The sequence below is a fragment of the Mycobacterium asiaticum DSM 44297 genome (assembly GCF_000613245.1).
Taxonomy (GTDB): Bacteria; Actinomycetota; Actinomycetes; order Mycobacteriales; family Mycobacteriaceae; genus Mycobacterium; species Mycobacterium asiaticum.
Map to the genome: position 1 here is coordinate 528,844 of NZ_HG964937.1, position 19,052 is coordinate 547,895.

16 protein-coding genes, 2 tRNA genes and 1 pseudogene are annotated in these 19,052 nt (G+C 65.5%); 16 read left to right on the plus strand and 3 right to left on the minus strand.

Annotation, left to right across the window (positions count from 1 at the left end; genetic code table 11):
• Nucleotides 1–13: 13 nt before the first annotated feature.
• Nucleotides 14–751, plus strand: coding sequence for a hypothetical protein (locus BN972_RS12975; RefSeq protein ID WP_080696832.1), 738 nt, complete (start codon nt 14–16; stop codon nt 749–751).
• Here the strand turns inward: BN972_RS12975 and pepN are convergent.
• A complete protein-coding gene (pepN, locus tag BN972_RS12980; RefSeq protein WP_036360757.1) occupies nt 742–3,342 on the minus strand; it encodes an aminopeptidase N in 2,601 nt (866 codons plus the stop codon). The two genes, BN972_RS12975 and pepN, sit on opposite strands and share 10 nt — an antisense overlap.
• A 123-nt stretch (nt 3,343–3,465) precedes the next feature.
• Here pepN and BN972_RS12985 point away from each other — a divergent pair, with 123 nt between their 5' ends.
• The 4 genes and pseudogenes from BN972_RS12985 to BN972_RS13000 all read left to right on the plus strand — a co-directional run.
• The gene (locus BN972_RS12985) at nt 3,466–4,077 is read left to right on the plus strand and encodes an Rv2466c family mycothiol-dependent reductase (RefSeq protein ID WP_036358418.1); all 612 of its coding nucleotides are present in this window, start codon (nt 3,466–3,468) and stop codon (nt 4,075–4,077) included.
• Between the two features lie 59 nt (nt 4,078–4,136).
• Nucleotides 4,137–4,616 (plus strand): ribose-5-phosphate isomerase, encoded by a 480-nt coding sequence (locus BN972_RS12990; RefSeq protein ID WP_036360760.1) that lies wholly within the window; start codon nt 4,137–4,139, stop codon nt 4,614–4,616.
• A 15-nt stretch (nt 4,617–4,631) separates the two neighbouring features.
• Entirely contained in the window at nt 4,632–5,435 is an 804-nt protein-coding gene (locus tag BN972_RS12995) for an Fpg/Nei family DNA glycosylase (RefSeq protein ID WP_036358421.1), read from the plus strand.
• Between the two features lie 173 nt (nt 5,436–5,608).
• Nucleotides 5,609–5,800, plus strand: a pseudogene (locus tag BN972_RS13000) (hypothetical protein); the annotation flags it as partial.
• Nucleotides 5,801–5,825: 25 nt separating this feature from the next.
• On the opposite strand, the gene BN972_RS13005 reads toward BN972_RS13000, so the two are convergent.
• Both BN972_RS13005 and BN972_RS13010 read right to left on the minus strand, forming a co-directional pair.
• Nucleotides 5,826–7,025 (minus strand): serine hydrolase domain-containing protein, encoded by a 1,200-nt coding sequence (locus BN972_RS13005; RefSeq protein ID WP_036358426.1) that lies wholly within the window; start codon nt 7,023–7,025, stop codon nt 5,826–5,828.
• A gap of 33 nt (nt 7,026–7,058) precedes the next feature.
• Nucleotides 7,059–7,129 (minus strand) — tRNA-Gly (locus tag BN972_RS13010).
• Nucleotides 7,130–7,262: 133 nt separating this feature from the next.
• Between BN972_RS13010 and BN972_RS13015 the strand changes: the two genes are divergently transcribed.
• From BN972_RS13015 to BN972_RS13065, 11 genes are all read left to right on the plus strand, one after another.
• Nucleotides 7,263–7,339: transfer RNA gene (locus BN972_RS13015), tRNA-Pro, on the plus strand.
• A 51-nt stretch (nt 7,340–7,390) separates the two neighbouring features.
• Nucleotides 7,391–8,848, plus strand: a complete 1,458-nt coding sequence (gene tig, locus BN972_RS13020) for a trigger factor (RefSeq protein ID WP_036358429.1) — start codon at nt 7,391–7,393, stop codon at nt 8,846–8,848.
• A gap of 108 nt (nt 8,849–8,956) precedes the next feature.
• Entirely contained in the window at nt 8,957–9,547 is a 591-nt protein-coding gene (gene clpP1 / locus BN972_RS13025) for an ATP-dependent CLP protease proteolytic subunit ClpP1 (protein ID WP_036358432.1), read from the plus strand.
• Complete coding sequence (gene clpP2 / locus BN972_RS13030) at nt 9,544–10,188, plus strand: ATP-dependent CLP protease proteolytic subunit ClpP2 (RefSeq protein WP_036358434.1); 645 nt, start codon at nt 9,544–9,546, stop codon at nt 10,186–10,188. The genes clpP1 and clpP2 overlap by 4 nt, the downstream gene beginning before the upstream one ends.
• Nucleotides 10,189–10,569: 381 nt before the next feature.
• A complete protein-coding gene (gene clpX / locus BN972_RS13035; protein ID WP_036358438.1) occupies nt 10,570–11,850 on the plus strand; it encodes an ATP-dependent Clp protease ATP-binding subunit ClpX in 1,281 nt (426 codons plus the stop codon).
• Between the two features lie 274 nt (nt 11,851–12,124).
• Entirely contained in the window at nt 12,125–14,071 is a 1,947-nt protein-coding gene (locus BN972_RS13040; RefSeq protein WP_099051126.1) for a 2-oxoacid:acceptor oxidoreductase subunit alpha, read from the plus strand.
• Nucleotides 14,068–15,156, plus strand: coding sequence for a 2-oxoacid:ferredoxin oxidoreductase subunit beta (locus BN972_RS13045; protein ID WP_036358441.1), 1,089 nt, complete (start codon nt 14,068–14,070; stop codon nt 15,154–15,156). The genes BN972_RS13040 and BN972_RS13045 overlap by 4 nt, the downstream gene beginning before the upstream one ends.
• Before the next feature lies 1 nt (nt 15,157).
• The gene (gene mobA, locus BN972_RS13050; RefSeq protein ID WP_036358444.1) at nt 15,158–15,763 is read left to right on the plus strand and encodes a molybdenum cofactor guanylyltransferase; all 606 of its coding nucleotides are present in this window, start codon (nt 15,158–15,160) and stop codon (nt 15,761–15,763) included.
• Nucleotides 15,764–16,403: 640 nt separating this feature from the next.
• On the plus strand, nt 16,404–16,973 hold the full coding sequence (locus BN972_RS13055) for a transglycosylase family protein (RefSeq protein WP_036358447.1): 570 nt from the start codon (nt 16,404–16,406) through the stop codon (nt 16,971–16,973).
• An 81-nt stretch (nt 16,974–17,054) separates the two neighbouring features.
• Nucleotides 17,055–18,311 carry a saccharopine dehydrogenase family protein gene (locus BN972_RS13060; RefSeq protein ID WP_036358449.1) on the plus strand — a complete coding sequence of 419 codons (1,257 nt, stop codon included), beginning with the start codon at nt 17,055–17,057 and terminating at the stop codon, nt 18,309–18,311.
• A 106-nt stretch (nt 18,312–18,417) separates the two neighbouring features.
• Nucleotides 18,418–19,002: a DUF937 domain-containing protein gene (locus BN972_RS13065; protein WP_036358452.1), complete on the plus strand. Its 585-nt coding sequence runs from the start codon at nt 18,418–18,420 to the stop codon at nt 19,000–19,002.
• Nucleotides 19,003–19,052: the final 50 nt, after the last annotated feature.

A 19,052-nucleotide genomic window follows, 5' to 3' on the forward strand; every position in this document is an offset into this window, starting at 1 on the left:
ATTAGCGCGACGCGTGACCAGTTATGCACAGCGGTGGCGGGACAACGCCGCGCGCCGCGCGATCGCGCCCGACGTCGTCGTCGAGATTGCTGAACATCACGGCATTGACGCGGCGGCGCTAGATCTTCTCGACCGGTACGAGGAGATCACGGATCCCCACGGCAAATCCTTCTTTCTCATTCCCCGCGACACCAGGGGAGACGAGGCGCGTCGGGCGGTGCTGCTGACCTACGTGGTCAATGCCGGCACCGACTATGGCAAGGCGGTCACCCGACCGGGGGTAACCAACGATTTCCCGGAGACGGCGTACTCGACCGCCGAGGTCAGGCGGATCAGGGATCGGCAGCGGGCCAACAGCTGGAGCTACGAACGGGACGTCCGGTTCGTCCACCGCAACGGCGGGCGCCTGATGACGACGCCACACGGGATTCTGATGGGCACCGGCGGCAACTGGCTGCAGCGGCTCTACAGCCAGCGGGGCGGAACGACTTGGGGCGACATCTTCATGGTCAAGACCGCCCGCGGGGCCGATCCCGGCGAGGCGCTGCGCGGTATCGTCCGCGCGGAATCGCCCCGGCTGGCACTGGACCGGCTCTTGCACCACGAGGAGCGGCACAGCGCGCAGTGGGCGGAACTGGGCTACGCCGGCATGCTGCGCGCCTACAGCTGGGAACTGTTGCGCGAGTTTGTCTTTCGCCGCACCAACCGGCTGGAACTGGCGGCCGGATTGCGCGACGGCGGCTACTGCTGAGCCGCCGCGTCGAACTTGCGTGCCCGCAAGGACCGCTTGACCCCCGCCTGACCTTCGAGCACCAGCCGGCGCAGCGACGGCGGCACCTCGGATTCCGGTGCGTCCAGGAACTTGTCCGCGGCGGCAATCGCCTCCTCGCTGATATCCCAGTGCGGATACAACCCGATCACCACCGACTGTGCGACTTCGCTGGACCGGCGCGCCCACACCGCCGGGATCACCTCGAAATAGCGGTCGGTAAACGGCTTGAGCAACTCGCCCTGTCCCGGGGCGGCGATTCCCGCGATGATCGCCCGGCTCAAGGCGTTGGCAAGGGTGTCGTCCTCGACCACGCGGGTGAACGCATCCTGCTTCACCTGCAGCTGCGGTCGCGCCGCCGACGCTTGAGCGCCGTGCCGTTTACCCGCGGCCGTCCGGTCGCTCTCCATCTCGGCGTCGATGCGGGGCGTATCGGGACCATCGGCGTCGATTTCGCCGGCGGTGGCCAGGGCGACGACCAGGCGCCAACGCAGGTCGGTGTCCACATCCAGGCCCGCCAGGCCCTGCTCGGCCGGGTCCCCGTCCAGTAATGCCGACAGCACGTCCACGTGCCGCTTTGACAGCACGGACGTGCACAGCGCGTTGACGAAGACCAGCTGATGATCCGATCCGGGTTCGGCGCCGCGGGCCAACTCCAGCAGCCGGTCGGCGAGCTGCGGCCACCCGTGCTCGTGCGCCCAAGCCGGCTCGGCATAGGAACCGACCGCCGTCTGGGCCTGCAACAGCAGCCGCTGCGCCACCGTAACCTCGCTCTCGGCCTGAATGCCGTTGAGCACCAGCGCCACGAAGTCCCGGGCGCGCAGTTCGGCCTCGCGGGTCATCTCCCAGGCGGCCGACCAGACCAGTGAGCGCGGCAGCGGCTCGGCGATGTCGGCAATGCGATCCAGCGCGGTCTGCAGCGACTCCGGGTCGAGCCGCAGCGAGCAATAGGTGAAGTCGTCGTCGTTGACCAAGACCAGCTTGCCGCGCGAAACCCCCACCAGGGCAGGCACTTCGGTGGTTTCGCCCTCGACATCCAGTTCTTCGCGGTGCACCCGCACCAGCTTGCCGGAGCCCTCGTCGTCGTAGATGCCGACGGCCACCCGATGCACCCGCGTCTCACCCTTGCCGGGCGCGGCACCGCTCTGCGTCACCGCAAACCGGGTGAACTTGCCGTCGCCGTCGACATTGAAGTCCGGCCGCAACGTGTTCAAACCCGTGGTGCGCAACCACTGCTTTCCCCAGTCGGACAGGTCGCGCCCCGACGCCTTCTCCAATGCGGTGACGAGATCGGTGAAGGTCGCGTTGCCGAATGCGTGGGTCTTGAAGTAATCCCGCAACCCGGCCAGGAAATGGTCCAGGCCGACGTAGGCGACGAGTTGCTTGAGCACCGAGGCGCCCTTGGCGTAGGTGATGCCGTCGAAGTTCACCTCGACCGCGTGCAGGTCGGGGATGTCCGCGGCGATGGGGTGCGTGGACGGCAGCTGGTCCTGACGGTAGGCCCACGACTTCTCCACCGTCGCGAATGTTGTCCAGGCTTCGGTGTACTCGGTCGATTCGGCCTGGCACAGCACCGAGGCGAAAGTGGCGAACGACTCGTTGAGCCAGAGGTCGTCCCACCAGGTCATGGTGACCAGGTCGCCGAACCACATGTGCGCCATTTCGTGCAGCACCGTCTCGGCCCGGCGCTCGTAGGACGCCCGGGTGACCTTGCTGCGGAACACGTAGTCTTCCAAGAACGTCACCGCGCCGGCGTTTTCCATTGCGCCGGCGTTGAATTCGGGCACGAACAGCTGGTCGTACTTGCCGAACGCGTAAGGCATACCGAAATTGCGGTGATAGAAGCCGAATCCCTGCTTGGTCTCGGTGAACAGCCGCTCAGCGTCCATGTGCGGCGCCAGCGATGCCCGGCAGTAGATGCCGAGCGGGATCTCGCCGTGCTCGTCACTGTAGGTGTCATTCCACACCGCATACGGCCCAGCCACCAAAGCCACCAGGTAGGTGCTCATCCGCGGGGTGGTGGCGAAGGTGTGGATGCTGGCCGCGTCGCCCTCCTCGACGGACAGCGGGGCGCCGTTGGAGACCACCTGCCAGTGCTTGGGCGCGGTCACCTGAACATCAAACGTGGCCTTCAGGTCCGGCTGGTCGAAGCAGGCGAACATCCGCTTGGCGTCGGCGGTTTCGAACTGCGAGTACAGGTAGGTCTCGTCGTCGACCGGGTCGACGAAGCGGTGCAGGCCTTCACCGGTGTTGGAGTAGCGGCAGTCGGCGTCCACCACGACGACGTTGCGGTCGGCCAGGCCGCGCAGTGCGATCCCGGTCGACTCGTCGTAGTCGGACACGTCGAGGTCCTGCCCGTTGAGGCTGGCGCTGTGGATTGTGTCGGCGGCCAGATCAAGCACGGTCTCGGCACCGGCGAGGGCATCGAACACCACGGTGGTGGTGGAGCGGAAAGTGCGTTCGCCGGGATTGCCCGCGCCATCGGTGACGTCAAGGTTGATTTGGTAGCTGTGCACGGTGACCAGCGCGGCGCGTTCGACCGCCTGGTCCCGGGTGAGATTGGGAAGGGCCACGCGCTCCAACATATCGGCTGACCGTCGCCGCTTCAGCGCGCAGCATCCCCGCGGGAACAGTCCGGGCGTGGCTACGGTTGTGTCTGATCGGACTGTCCGATGTGTCGACGAGAGGACGCAGTAATGGCCGAGAAGTCTGAAGCTGGTTTTTGGTTCGATCCGCTGTGTCCGTGGTGCTGGATCACCTCGCGCTGGATTCTCGAGGTGGAGAAGGTCCGCGACATCGAGGTGAACTGGCACGTCATGAGCCTGGCGGTGCTCAACGAGAACCGCGAAGGGCTGCCCGAGCAGTACAAGGAAATGATGACCAAGGCCTGGGGGCCGGTGCGGGTGGCCATTGCCGCCGAGCAGGCCCACGGCAAAAAGGTGCTGGAGCCGCTCTACACCGCCATGGGCACCCGGATCCACAACGAGGGCAACAAGGATCTCGAAGAGGTCATCAAGCTGTCGCTGGCCGACGCCGGCCTGCCGGCCGAACTGGCCGAGGCCGCAACCAGCACCGACTATGACGAGGCCCTGCGCAAGAGCCACCACGCGGGCATGGACGCGGTGGGGCCCGACGTCGGCACACCCACGATCCACGTCAACGGGGTCGCGTTCTTCGGTCCGGTGATCTCGAAGATCCCGCGCGGCGAAGAGGCCGGCAAGCTCTGGGACGCCTCGGTGACCTTCGCGTCCTATCCACACTTCTTCGAGCTCAAGCGGACGCGCACCGAGCCGCCGCAGTTCGACTGAGCGGAGCGGGCAGGGTGGCCGTGGCGGAGCCGCCCGCCGGCTGATGCACAATGACCGGCATGCGCGTCTACCTGGGTGCCGACCACGCCGGCTATGAGCTCAAGCAACACATCATCGAGCACCTGAAGAAGACCGGCCACGAGCCGATCGACTGCGGCGCCTTCAGCTACGACGCCGAGGACGACTACCCGGCCTTCTGCATCGCCGCGGCGACCCGCACGGTCGCCGACCCGGACAGCCTGGGCATCGTGCTGGGCGGGTCTGGCAATGGTGAGCAGATCGCCGCCAACAAGGTGCCCGGCGCCCGGTGTGCGCTGGCATGGAGCGTGGAAACGGCATCATTGGCGCGCCAGCACAACAACGCGCAGTTGATCGGCATCGGCGGGCGGATGCACACCGTGGATGAGGCACTGGCCATCGTCGATGCGTTCGTGTCCACGCCGTGGTCGAAAGCCGAACGGCACCAACGCCGCATCGACATTCTCGCCCTATATGAACGGACCCATGAAGCGCCGCCGGTGCCCGGCGTTCCTTCCTGAGGAGACTGACAGCCAGTGCCCGAAGGCCATACGCTGCACCGGCTGGCCCGGCTGCATCAGCGCCGCTTCGCCGGTCACCCGGTGGCGGTGTCCAGCCCGCAGGGACGCTTCGCCGACGCGGCCGTGGTGAACGGTCGGGTGCTGCGGCGCGCCAGTGCGTGGGGCAAGCACCTGTTCCACCATTACGAGGGCGGTCCGATCGTGCATGTGCACCTCGGGCTCTACGGCGCCTTCTCCGAGTGGGAACGGGAAGACGGGCAAACAGTGCCTGAGCCGGTCGGTCAGGTCCGGATGCGGATGGTCGGCACCGAATACGGCACGGATCTGCGTGGACCCACGGTGTGCGAGGTCCTGGACGCGGCCCAGGTCGACGACGTCGTGGCCCGGCTGGGACCAGACCCGTTGCGCGCCGATGCCGACCCGGTGTGGCCGTGGGCGCGAATCAGTAAGTCGCGCAGACCCATTGGTTCCATGTTGATGGATCAGACGGTAATCGCCGGGGTGGGCAACGTCTACCGCAATGAGCTGTTGTTCCGCCACGGCATTGACCCGTACCGGCCCGCGCAGAAGGTCTCCGAGGAGGAATTCGCCGCGGCATGGGCAGATCTCGTGGCGTTGATGAAGGTCGGGTTGCGGCGCGGCAAGATCATCGTCGTCCGCCCCGAGCACGACCATGGCGCACCTTCGTACGCACCGGGCCGACCCCGCACGTACGTGTACCGGCGGGCCGGTGAACCGTGTCGGGTGTGCGGGGAGGTGGTCCGCACAGCGGTGCTGGAAGGCCGCAACGTGTTCTGGTGTCCGACCTGCCAAATTTGACGGATGGCCCGAAAGATCAGTATTCACTGAAGATTTCGATCACGGCTGGCGTCAAGGCAGTTACCAGTAAACTGGCAGAAGAAACGCTGGCGTCTACAGTTTCGCGGTTAGGTGTGCGGGTACAAGATGTCCTTGTGAACAACATTTCCCGTTTAGCTGCAACCCTTTTCGCCATGGCCGCTGCGCTGGGGCTCGCCGGTGTGGGAGCGGCGGCCACCGCCGCGGCCCAACCCGCACCTGCGCCCGAGTATCACTGGTGCCCCGGACAATTCTGGGACCCCGGTTGGGGCCAGAACTGGGACGGCGGTAACTGCCACGACGATCATCACCGCGACAGAGATGGCAATGACCACAGTCGCGACTGGAACAACGGCTGGCGCCGGTAGCGATTCAGTCGCCGGCGGGGAGGACGCCGAGCGCGCGGTAGACCTCGTTACTCAGGGCGACACTGCGCGGGTCGGCGTTCGCCTTGCTGGCGTCGAAGCGGTTTGACACATATCCGTAGCCGATTCGGTGTTCGAGGTCGACAAACGCGAATGAGCCGCCGAGACCACCGTGGCCGAAGACCAATGGGTTGGGGCCGTTGATGCAGCGCTGGTTGAGCATGTAGCCCAGGCCCCACCCGTGGTCGGCGACCCGCGGCCCCAACACCAGATCCGGCTCGAACCCGCCCTGGCAGATCCGAACCAAATCCATATGCTCACGGCTCAGCAGCTTCTCCTGGGCCAGCGCGTTGTAGAAGGTAGCCATGCCGAGCGCAGACACCTGTGCGTTGGTGCCAGGGAATTCCAGCTGGCGCCATAGCTGCAGGTTTTCGGTGTCCAGGTCGTCGTCGGCGAGGAAGCCCATCGAGATCGACATGCCGGCCTTCGGGTGGTCGGCCAAGCTGGTCGGATCGCTGGGGGCCTGCAGTTCGGCCAGCAGTTGCCGGCCGGTCGGCTTGTTCACCCGCTCGGCGCACCGGGCCTGCTCGGCCGGCGTCAGGCCGATGTGGATCTCGGCGCCGATCGGTTGGGCGATCTCGGTGCGCAGGTACTGCCCGATGGTCCGCCCGGTCACGCGACGGAACACCTCGCCGAGGATGAATCCGAAGGTGGTCATGTGATAGCCCTGCGCGGTGCCGGGCTTCCACCACGGCTCGGCGATCTCCAGCTGCCGGCAGACGTAATCCCAGTCGCACAGCTGCTCGGTGGTCACCCGGGTGCGCGGTCCGATGACGCCGGATCGGTGGCTCATCACCATGGCCAGCGTGATGTCGTCCTTGCCGGCCTGGCCGAACTCGGGCCAGTAGCGGGTCACCGGAGCATGCAGGTCCAGCTCACCGCGATCCGCGAGCTGATGGATGCAGGTGGATGTCAGACCCTTGGTGCCGGACAGCACCGTCGTCAGCGTGTCCTCCTGCCACGGCCGGCTGCCCGCGCCGTCGGCCCAGCCACCCCATAAATTGACCACTAGATGACCGTCGACCCATACGGCGACGGCGGCGCCGACCTCGCCGCGCAGCGTGAAATTGCGCTCGAACGCGTCGCGAACTCCGACGAAGTTCGAGGCGCATGAGCCTTGAATACTGACGCTTCCCAGGTCGCTCATCGCGCCTTTCTATCGTGCAAAATCTTAGCTCAGAGCGGGCGACGGGAATCGAACCCGCGTAGCTAGTTTGGAAGACTAGGGCTCTACCATTGAGCTACGCCCGCAAGTGTTAGTCGAGCGAGACTGTACGTGGTGGCGTAGATCAAATCTAATCGACGCAGTCGCGTGACCGCAGCGTGAGGTCCGAGGTCGCCTCCGGGCCGGGTCCCGGCTGGCCGTAGGATCGCGAGGTCAGCGCGGGGTGTAGCGCAGCTTGGTAGCGCATCCGCTTTGGGAGCGGAAGGCCGCAGGTTCAAATCCTGTCACCCCGACCAGCCCGACAAGCGCACAGCCGCACGCAGGAACGACAAACCGAGGAGCACGCCGTGAAGAGCACCGTTACGACTTTGAGCCCGACCCGGGTTCGCATCAATGTGGAGGTGCCGTTCACCGAGCTCGAACCCGATTTCCAGCGCGCCTACAAGGAGCTGGCCAAGCAGGTACGGCTGCCCGGTTTCCGGCCCGGCAAGGCGCCGGCGCGCCTGCTCGAGGCGCGCTTCGGCCGCGAGGCGCTGCTGGACCAGGTCATCGAGGACGCCGTGCCGAGCCGTTACGGCCAGGCGTTGACGGAGTCCGACGTGCAACCGATCGGCCGGCCCAACATCCAGGTGACCAAAAAGGAGTACGGCGAAGAGTTGCAGTTCTTCGCCGAGGTCGACGTTCGCCCCAAGCTGGAGATTCCCAATCTGGACGCGCTGACCGTCTCAGTCGAGCCGGTGCAGGTCTCCGACGAGGAGGTCGAGGCGGAGCTGGACTCGTTGCGGGCCCGGTTCGGCACGCTGACCGGTGTCGACCGGCCGGTGCAGACCGGCGACTTCGTCTCGATTGACCTGTCCGCGACGGTGGACGGCGAGGAAGTGCCGAATGCCACCGCCGAGGGGCTGTCGCACGAGGTCGGCTCCGGCCGGCTCATCGCCGGCCTGGACGACGCGCTGGTGGGGCTGTCCGTCGACGAGTCGCGGGTGTTCACCGCCAAGCTGGCGACCGGCGAACATGCGGGCCAGGACGCCGAGGTGACCGTCACGGTCAAGTCGATCAAGGAGCGCGAACTGCCCGAGCCGGACGATGAGTTCGCTCAGCTCGCCAGCGAGTTCGACACCATCGAGGAGCTACGCGAGAGCCTGGCCGAGCAGGTTCGCAACACCAAGCGCGCCCAGCAAGCCGACCAGATCCGCAACGCCGCCCTGGACGCGCTGCTCGAGCAGGTCGAGGTGCCGGTACCGGACGCGATCGTCAGGTCGCAGATGGACGAGACCTTGCAAGCCGCGATGAGCGGACTGAACCAGGACCCGGCCAAGTTCGCCGAGGTGCTCGAACAGCAGGGCTCGTCCCGCGAGGAGTTCGAGTCCGAAGCGCGCACCGCTGCCGAAAACAACGTCAAGCGGCAGCTGCTGCTGGACGCGATCGCCGACGAGCTCGACGTTCAGGTCGGCCAGGAAGACCTGACCGAGCGCCTGGTGATGACATCCCGGCAGTACGGCATCGAGCCGCAGCAGCTGTTCGCCTATCTGCAGGAGAACAACCAGTTGGCCGCCATGTTCGCCGACGTGCGGCGCGGGTTGGCGGTCGCGGCCGTGATCGAGAAGGCGACCGTCACCGACAACGACGGCAACACGATCGACACCAGTGAGTTCTTCGGTAAGCGCCATGCCGGCCACGATCACGATCACGATCATGCGTCGGAGGCCGACGACGCGACCGTCGAGGCCCAAGCCGCCGAAGAAGCCAGCGAAGAAGTCACCGCAGAAGACGACGCCGAACAGGCCGACGAACCCACCTCGTGACGCTGTGAGCGAACGAGCCCTGCTCAGGTGGTCAAAGGGTGGGCTCGGTTCGTTAGTGTCAGGTGCAACACGCAATACGAGAAAGCAGGTAATTCAGTCGTGACTGACATGCGTTCGAACTCGTTGGGTCTCAACCTCACGGACTCCGTCTATGAGCGCTTGCTGTCCGAGCGCATCATCTTCCTGGGGTCGGAGGTGAACGACGAAGTCGCCAACCGGTTGTGCGCGCAGATTCTGCTGCTTGCGGCCGAGGACGCCGACAAGGACATCTCGCTGTACATCAATTCGCCCGGCGGCTCGATCAGCGCCGGAATGGCGATCTACGACACCATGGTGCTGGCGCCGTGCGACGTTGCCACCTACGCGATGGGGATGGCCGCCTCGATGGGGGAGTTCCTGCTGGCCGCCGGTACCAAGGGCAAGCGTTACGCGCTGCCGCACGCCCGCATTCTGATGCACCAGCCGTTGGGCGGGGTGACCGGTAGCGCGGCCGACATCGCGATTCAGGCCGAGCAGTTCGCCGTCATCAAGAAGGAAATGTTCCGGCTGAACGCCGAGTTCACCGGCCAGCCGATCGAGCGCATCGAGGCGGATTCCGACCGCGACCGCTGGTTCACCGCGCAGGAAGCGCTCGAATACGGCTTCGTCGACCACATCATCACCCGCGCCGCCCACATCAGTAATGGAGAAGCCCAGTGAACCCTCAGGACCCCCGGATCCAACCCCAGGCGCGGTACATCCTGCCGTCGTTCATCGAGCACTCGAGCTTCGGCGTCAAGGAATCCAACCCGTACAACAAGCTGTTCGAGGAACGCATCATCTTCCTCGGCGTGCAGGTCGACGACGCGTCGGCGAACGACATCATGGCGCAGCTGCTCGTCCTCGAGTCGTTGGATCCCGACCGCGACATCACCATGTACATCAACTCGCCGGGTGGTGGCTTCACCTCGCTGATGGCCATTTACGACACCATGCAGTACGTGCGCGCCGACATTCAGACGGTGTGCTTGGGCCAGGCCGCCTCGGCCGCCGCGGTGCTGCTGGCCGCCGGTACCCCCGGTAAGCGCATGGCGCTGCCGAACGCGCGGGTCCTGATCCACCAGCCGTCGCTGTCCGGCGTCATCCAGGGTCAGTTCTCCGACCTGGAAATCCAGGCCGCCGAGATCGAGCGCATGCGCACCCTGATGGAGACGACGCTGGCCCGCCACACCGGTAAGGACGCGTCGGTGATCCGTAAAGACACCGACCGCGACAAGATCCTGACCGCCGAAGAGGCCAAGGACTACGGGATCATCGACACGGTGCTGGAATACCGGAAGCTTTCGGCGCAGAACGCCTAAGCCCCGGCGAGCTGGGTGTCACCTTTGCCCGCGAGCAGACGCAAAAGCACCCGGATTTCAGGGAAATCGGGTGCTTTTGCGTCTGCTCGCGGGTCAGCGTCGCGGTAGGGTTGTGGCCGGAGGGCTCGCCAAGCGGCTGACCACAGCGTCGGTGGCGTAACGACCGCGACACGCCAGGGACACGTATTGCGCGTCTCGACGAGTAGCGGGGGCCCTCGGGCTATATGTTTCATGCACACCATAAGCGCGAATAACCAGTGAATACCAAGCAAGCTATTCGGCATTAACGGTCGCGGCAGGCCGGAACTAACGGGTAGCGTCGTGAGATACAACCGGCAAGCAAGACGTTACGGCGACACAGGAAGTAGGCCCTGAGGCATCATGGCACGCATCGGAGACGGCGGTGACCTGCTGAAGTGCTCGTTCTGCGGCAAGAGCCAGAAGCAAGTCAAAAAGCTCATTGCTGGCCCGGGTGTGTACATCTGTGACGAGTGCATCGACCTCTGCAACGAGATCATCGAAGAGGAACTGGCCGACGCCGACGACGTCAAGCTTGACGAGCTGCCCAAGCCGATCGAGATTCGTGATTTCCTCGAGGGCTACGTCATCGGGCAGGACACGGCCAAGCGCACGCTCGCGGTCGCGGTCTACAACCACTACAAGCGAATTCAGGCCGGCGAAAAGGGCCGGGACTCCCGCTACGAGCCGGTCGAGCTCACCAAGTCCAACATCTTGATGCTCGGCCCGACCGGCTGCGGCAAGACGTACTTGGCGCAGACCTTGGCCAAGATGCTCAACGTGCCGTTCGCCATTGCCGATGCCACCGCGCTGACCGAGGCCGGCTACGTCGGCGAAGACGTCGAGAACATTCTGCTCAAGCTCATCCAGGCGGCTGACTACGACGTCAAGCGCGCCGAGACCGGCATCATCTACATCGACGAGGTGGACAAGATCGCTCGCAAGAGCGAGAACCCGTCCATCACCCGGGACGTTTCCGGCGAGGGGGTTCAGCAGGCCCTGCTGAAGATCCTGGAAGGCACCCAGGCGTCGGTCCCGCCCCAGGGCGGCCGCAAGCACCCGCATCAGGAATTCATTCAGATCGACACCACCAACGTGCTGTTCATCGTCGCGGGTGCGTTCGCCGGTCTGGAGAAGATCATCTATGAGCGGGTCGGCAAGCGTGGTCTGGGCTTCGGTGCCGAGGTGCGCTCGAAGGCCGAGATCGACACCACCGATCACTTCGCCGAAGTAATGCCCGAGGACCTGATCAAGTTCGGCCTGATCCCAGAGTTCATCGGCCGCCTGCCAGTGGTCGCCTCGGTCACCAACCTGGACAAGGAATCGTTGGTCAAGATCCTCTCGGAGCCCAAGAACGCTCTGGTGAAGCAGTACACCCGCCTGTTCGAGATGGACGGCGTGGAGCTCGAGTTCACCGACGAAGCGCTTGAGGCCATCGCCGACCAGGCGATCCACCGCGGCACCGGCGCCCGGGGCTTGCGCGCGATCATGGAAGAGGTCCTGCTGCCGGTGATGTACGACATCCCCAGCCGCGACGACGTTGCCAAGGTGGTCGTGACCAAGGAGACCGTGCAGGACAACGTGCTTCCGACCATCGTGCCGCGCAAGCCGTCTCGCTCCGAGCGGCGCGACAAGAGCGCCTGACCGCACTTATCGCTACGGCTGGCGGGCCTTTGCCACGCCAGAGTGACGAACACCACAGTTTGCCGTTTCGTCGTCGACGACCCCGCGCTGACTTCGGCTTTTGCCTGCGTACTCACGGGTAACACCGCTTCGAGAGCGGCTATACAACCTAAGAAAAGTGTCATAATTGGTACCGCCAGTGACATGAAACGTGAGAGCGGAGAAGGCACTCCGGCGCGCGTAACCTTGGGAACCAGTGGAGTGCCTGTCCGGACACCAGATGGAAGGCGGAGACGTGGATCTGAACGGCAATGGCGCCGGCGCAGAGTCTCATAATGGGTCCGGTCGGCAGCGCCTGGAGAACGTCGTTATCCGATTCGCGGGAGACTCCGGCGATGGCATGCAGCTGACCGGCGACCGATTCACCTCTGAGGCGGCGCTTTTCGGAAACGACCTAGCCACCCAACCCAATTACCCCGCCGAAATCCGCGCTCCTGCAGGGACTTTGCCAGGCGTTTCGTCATTCCAGATCCAGATAGCCGACTACGACATTCTGACCGCCGGAGACCGGCCCGATGTGCTGGTCGCGATGAACCCCGCCGCACTGAAAGCCAATATCGGTGATCTGCCGCGCGGCGGAATGGTGATCGCCAATTCCGACGAATTCACCAAGCGCAATCTGACCAAGGTCGGTTACGTCACCAACCCACTGGAAACCGACGAGCTCGAGGAATACGTCGTGCACGCGGTTCCGATGACGACGCTGACCCTCGGTGCGGTCGAAGCGATCGGCGCCACCAAGAAGGACGGCCAGCGCGCCAAGAACATGTTCGCGCTGGGCCTGCTGTCTTGGATGTACTCCCGTCCGATCCAGACCAGTGAGAACTTCATCCGGGAGAAGTTCGTCCGTAAGCCCGACGTCGCCGAGGCCAACGTGCTGGCGCTGAAGGCGGGCTGGAACTACGGCGAAACCACCGAAGCGTTCGGCACCACCTACGAGGTGTCGAAGGCCGCGCTGCCGGCCGGCGAATACCGGCAGATCTCCGGCAACACCGCCTTGGCCTACGGCATCGTCGCGGCGGGCCAGCTGGCCGACAAGCAGGTGGTGCTCGGCAGCTACCCGATCACGCCGGCGTCGGACATCCTGCACGAGTTGTCCAAGCACAAGAATTTCAACGTCATCACCTTCCAGGCCGAGGACGAGATCGGGGGTATCTGCGCCGCGATCGGTGCCTCCTACGGCGGTGCGCTGGGTGTCACCAGCACCTCGGGACCGGGTATTTCGCTTAAGTCCGAGGCGCTCGGGCTCAGCGTGATGACCGAACTACCGCTGATCGTGATCGATGTCCAGCGGGGCGGACCGTCCACCGGGCTGCCCACCAAGACCGAGCAGGCCGACCTGCTGCAGGCCCTGTTCGGCCGCAACGGCGAGTCGCCGGTGGCAGTGGTGGCCCCGCGGTCGCCGTCGGACTGCTTCGAGACCGCCATCGAGGCCGTCCGTATCGCCGTGTCGTACCACACTCCGGTGATCGTGCTGTCCGACGGCGCCATCGCCAACGGGTCCGAACCGTGGCGTATCCCGGATGTCAGCTCGCTCAAGCCGATCAAGCATGTCTTCGCCAAGCCGGGCGAACCCTTCCAGCCCTACGCGCGCAACCCCGAGACGCTCGCCCGCCAGTTCGCCGTGCCCGGTACCCCCGGCCTGGAACACCGCATCGGCGGCCTGGAAGCGGCCAACGGCTCCGGCGACATCTCCTATGAGCCGGTCAACCACGACCTGATGGTCCGGATCCGCCAGGCCAAGATCGACGGCATCAGCGTCCCCGATCTTGAGGTGGACGACCCGACCGGCGACGCGGACTTACTGCTGATCGGGTGGGGCAGTTCCTACGGCCCCATCGGCGAGGCTTGCCGGCGGGCACGGCGCAAAGGCATCAAGGTGGCACACGCCCACCTGCGCTACCTCAACCCGTTCCCGGCCAACCTGGGCGACGTGCTGCGTCGCTACCCGCAGGTGGTGTGCCCAGAGATGAACCTCGGTCAGCTGGCGATGCTGCTGCGCGCGAAGTATCTGGTGAACGTGCAGTCGGTGAGCAAGGTGCACGGTCTGTCTTTCCTGGCCGACGAGGTGGGCCGCGTCATCCGGGCCGCGCTGGGCGGGACGCTGGCAGAGATCGAACAAGACAAGACGATGGTCGCGAAGTTGTCGGCGGCCACGGTTGGAGCGGGAGCCGCACAATGACCAACCTGATCGGCGCCGACCTGGGTGTCACCCCCAAGCCGACCAAGAACGACGGGGTGCCCACGCTCTCCGAAGAAGACCAGCCGCAGAAGGGCAAGGACTTCACCAGCGACCAGGAGGTCCGTTGGTGCCCCGGTTGCGGTGACTACGTCATCCTCAACACGATCCGCAACTTCTTGCCCGAGCTCGGGCTGCGTCGCGAGAACATCGTGTTCATCAGTGGCATCGGCTGCTCGAGCCGGTTTCCCTACTACCTGGAGACCTACGGGTTCCACTCGATCCACGGCCGCGCGCCGGCCATCGCCACCGGTCTGGCGCTGGCGCGGGAGGACCTGTCGGTCTGGGTGGTCACTGGGGACGGGGACGCGCTGTCCATCGGCGGCAACCACCTCATCCACGCCCTCCGCCGCAACGTCAACATCACGGTGCTGTTGTTCAACAACCGGATCTACGGGCTGACCAAGGGCCAGTACTCGCCGACATCCGAGGTCGGCAAGATCACCAAGTCCACCCCCATGGGTTCGCTGGACCACCCCTTCAACCCGGTGTCCCTAGCGCTGGGCGCGGAAGCGACGTTCGTCGGCCGGGCGCTGGACTCGGATCGCGCCGGCCTGTCCGAGGTACTGCGTGCCGCGGCCCAACATCGCGGCGCCGCCCTGGTCGAAATCATGCAGGACTGCCCGATCTTCAATGACGGCTCCTTCGACGTGCTCCGCAAGGAGGGTGCCGAGGAGCGGGTGATCAAAGTCCGCCACGGCGAGCCGATCGTGTTCGGCGCCAACGGTGAGTTCTGCGTGGTGAAGTCGGGCTTCAGCCTGGACGTGGCCAAGACGGCCGACGTCGCGGTCGATGAAATCGTGGTCCACGACGCGCATTCCGACGACTCGGCCTACGCCTTCGCGCTGTCACGGTTGTCCGACCAGAACCTGGACCACACGGTTATGGGTATCTTCCGCGACGTCAGCCGACCTACCTATGACGATGCGGCCCGGTCACAGATCGCCACGGCCAGAACTTCGACCGCATCCGGCCAAGCCGCGTTGCAATCACTGCTGCGCGGGCGCGACACCTGGACCGTGGACTGAGGTGACAAAACAGGTGCCCGAGGAAGTTTCACTGGCCGGCGTCGTACTTGCCGGCGGGGAATCGCGGCGCATGGGCCGCGACAAAGCGACCCTACCGGTTCCGGGGGGCAGAACCACACTGGTGGAGCACGTGGTAAGCGTTGTGGCGCAACGTTGTTCGCCGGTGTACGTGATGGCGGCGCCGGGGCAACCGTTGCCGGCCCTGCCGGTTTCCATCCTGCGGGACGAAATGCGCGGGCTCGGACCGCTGCCGGCGACCGGACGGGGTTTGCGCGAGGCCGCGGCCGCGGGAGCAAAGCTCGCATTCGTCTCGGCGGTTGACATGCCTTCGCTGACAACCGATTTGATCGACGAGCTGGTCCGCCTGGCGGTCGAGACCAACGCCGAAATCGTGATGCCTTGGGACGGCCGGAGTCATTATCTGGCCGCGGTGTACCGCACGGACCTGGCCGACCGGATCGACGCGCTCGTCGCCGAGGGGGCGCGCCGGATGAGCGCTTTGATCGACGCCTCGGACTCCCAGCAGATTGTGATGCCTGAATCCGCTGCGTTGACCAACGTGAATACCGAGGCCGATCTGAGAACGCCGGTGCGGTCCGGGCGCTGACCCTCGTCGCGCGTCAATTATTTGCGGAATTCTCTTGTGGTGCTTGGTGATCGACTCTTATACCCAAGAGAATGTGTGACCTACTCAGCCGGCCATGCTGGCGTGTGGGCTGAGTCACCTCAACAGTTATCCCGGCCACCGGCGAGCCTGCCGAATTTTCAAACCCCAAATCCGGTGTCGCAGCTCACAATATGTGCGTGATTCGGCTCACGAATCCCGAACTTCGTTGCTACGTTGGCGCTCTCCCGGAATGCGGGATTGACCTGCGTGAACCCGTGTGGATCCGTGCCGTGATCGTCTCGTGACCGCGGCGAGACCAACGTGTCGCCGAGATGACGAATCCAAATCGTTATCGTACGGTCCTGTTAGCCCGAAAACGGGCCCCCCAAAACCGAATAAGCAAACCGAAAACTGAATCCACGGACCCGCGTGTGAGCGGAGCGGGGGACGGCAACCGAGTACCGGTGCCGCCCCGCAGGCGACGGTCTAGGGCCGCGCCGGGTAGTTAGACCCTCCGCTGTCGTGCCGAAACGAGACGGCACGCCCTGAAGCAGCTATTTCCGCGTCTGACGACGCAGCAATCCAATCCGACCCACAGCTGTGGGCTGGTTTCAGCGCGCGCGCAACGAAAGGAACAAGCTTGAAGAACGTCCGCAAGACGCTCATCCTCGCCGCGATCACCGGGACCCTCGTGACCATGCCGGGCGCCGGCATTGCACATGCCGACGTCGAGGGCGTGGACCCGAACGTGGCGCCGGGCTTCGACCCGAACCTGCCGGCCCCGGACGCGCCGCCCGCCGACGCTCCGCCAGTCGAGCCGGCTGCGTTCGACCCGAACCTGCCGGCCCCGGATGCGCCGCCTGTCGACGCTCCGCCCGCCGACGCACCGCCCGCCCCGGAGCCTGCCGGCTTCGACCCGAACCTGCCGGCTCCGGCCGCGCCGCCCGTGGACCAGGTTCCCGCACCCGCGCCCAAGGCGTACAGCGTGAACTGGGACGCGATCGCGCAGTGCGAGTCCGGCGGCAACTGGGGGATCAGCACCGGTAACGGTTACTCCGGCGGCCTGCAGTTCACCCCCAGCACCTGGCATGCCAACGGTGGCTCGGGATCCGCAGCCGGTGCCAGCCGTGAGGAGCAGATCCGCGTGGCTGAGAACGTGCTGCGTTCGCAGGGCATCGGTGCCTGGCCGGTCTGCGGCCGACGCGGCTGATCAGCCGATAAGCGAATAGCGACGAGTGCCGGGCTACCAGCCCGGCACTTTGTCGTTTCCGCCCGTAGTAGCGTCGAACCGGTGACCGATACGCCACGTGAATTCGACATCATTGTGTACGGAGCCACCGGGTTCGTAGGGAAGCTGACCGCCGACTACCTCTCCCGGGCCGGTCAAGACGCGAAGATCGCACTTGCGGGCAGATCGACCGAGCGGCTGGAGGCGGTCCGCAGATCCCTCGGGCCGTCGGCCCAGTCGTGGCAATTGGTGACCGCCGACGCCTCTTCCCAGGCCACCCTCGAGGAGATGGCCGCTCGCACCCGGGTCGTCATCACTACCGTCGGGCCTTACACCCATTACGGGCTGCCGCTGGTGGCCGCGTGCGCCGCCGCTGGGACCGACTACGCCGACCTGACAGGTGAGGCGATGTTCGTCCGCGAAAGCATCGACCAGTTCCACAAGCAGGCAGCCGACACCGGCGCCCGGATCGTGCACGCCTGCGGCTTCGACTCGATTCCCTCCGACATGACGGTGTATGCGCTGTACCGGGCGGCGCGCGATGACGATGCGGGCGAACTGGCCGACACCAACTTCGTGGTCCGCTCGTTGCGGGGCGGGGCGTCCGGCGGCACCATCGCGTCGGTGTTGGAAGTGTTGCGTACCGCATCCCGCGACCCCGAGGCTCGTCGGCAGATGGCCGACCCCTACACCCTCAGTAGCGACCGCGGCGCGGAACCCGAGGTGGGTAACCAACCGGACCTGCCGCTGCGGCGCGGTAGCCAGCTCGCGCCCGAACTCAGTGGACTGTGGACGGCGGCTTTCCTGATGGCGCCCTACAACACCCGAATCGTCCGGCGCAGCAACGCTTTACTGGATTGGGCCTATGGGCGTCAGTTCCGCTATACCGAAACGATGAGCGTGGGCTCCTCACCGCTCGCACCGGTCGCGTCGGCCGCCATGACTGGCTTCGGCAACGCGATGTTCGCCGTCGGCAGTCGCTTCTTCCACCGCCTGCCGAGTGGACTGGTGGAACGCGTCGTCCCCAAACCGGGCAGCGGCCCCAGCGAAGCGACCCGCGAGCGCGGCTTCTACAAAGTAGAGACGTACACCACGACCACCTCGGGCGCGCGCTATGTGGCTCGGATGGAACAGCGCGGCGACCCGGGCTACAAGGCGACGTCGGTGCTGTTGGGCGAGTGCGGACTTGCGTTGGCCAAAGACCGCGACAAGCTGTCCGACCTGCGCGGGGTCCTGACGCCCGCCGCGGCCATGGGCGACGCGCTGCTGGACCGTTTCCCGGCGGCAGGTGTCTCGTTGCAGACCGAGAGATTGACATGACGTGGCCGGTTGAAAACCCTCCGTGCCGCAGGGTGCCCATCTGGGGGGCGTGAGTCTACTGTCGAAGATGCGACCCCCTGCGAACTAGCGACGAAGGTGGAGAGCGATGGCCGATCTTGACGATCTTTATCAACAGATTCCTACCGCGGAGCTCGCAACCCGGCTGGGCGCCGATGAAGGCGAGGTGGACAAGGCGGTACACACGCTCGTGCCCGTCTTGCTCAGCGGGTTGCAGCACGGCAGCCAAGACCCCGAGCATGCCAGCAGGATCGAATCCGCGGCCAGCGGTCATGCCGCCCGGGGCCTGCTTGACGCCGGCGGCGGACCCACGCTGGACCAAGTGGACGAGAACGACGGTCACCGGGCCGTCTCGACCCTGTTCGGCGGCAAAGACACCGACGAAGTTGCCTCGGCATTGGCAGTCGGCGGCGCGGGCAACAGTGACCTGCTCAAGCAGCTGCTACCGGTGGTGCTGCCAATTGTGTTGGCATACATCGGAAAACAACTCGGCTCCGGCAATGCGCAAGAAACCGGCGCTCAGAAGGGTTCCGGGGGGCTGGGTGACATCCTCGGCAGCATCCTGGGCGGCGGCAACGACAAAGGGCTCGGCGGCATCCTCGGCAACGTGTTGAGCGGCAAGGGCGGTGGGCTCGGCGAGCTGCTCGGCGGTTTGCTCGGCGGCCGCAAATAACTAGCGCGGCAACCTAATTGCGCTGAGCCGAACTCTGTTCCGATAAGTGC

Bases quoted from the DNA above. Each gene is read 5' to 3' on its own strand.
- BN972_RS13065 (WP_036358452.1), top strand. From the start codon at position 18,418: ATGGCCGATCTTGACGATCTTTATCAACAGATTCCTACCGCGGAGCTC.
- clpX (WP_036358438.1), top strand. From the start codon at position 10,570: ATGGCACGCATCGGAGACGGCGGTGACCTGCTGAAGTGCTCGTTCTGC.
- BN972_RS12990 (WP_036360760.1), top strand. From the start codon at position 4,137: ATGCGCGTCTACCTGGGTGCCGACCACGCCGGCTATGAGCTCAAGCAA.
- BN972_RS13005 (WP_036358426.1), bottom strand. From the start codon at position 7,025: ATGAGCGACCTGGGAAGCGTCAGTATTCAAGGCTCATGCGCCTCGAAC.
- clpP1 (WP_036358432.1), top strand. From the start codon at position 8,957: ATGCGTTCGAACTCGTTGGGTCTCAACCTCACGGACTCCGTCTATGAG.
- BN972_RS12985 (WP_036358418.1), top strand. From the start codon at position 3,466: ATGGCCGAGAAGTCTGAAGCTGGTTTTTGGTTCGATCCGCTGTGTCCG.
- BN972_RS13045 (WP_036358441.1), top strand. From the start codon at position 14,068: ATGACCAACCTGATCGGCGCCGACCTGGGTGTCACCCCCAAGCCGACC.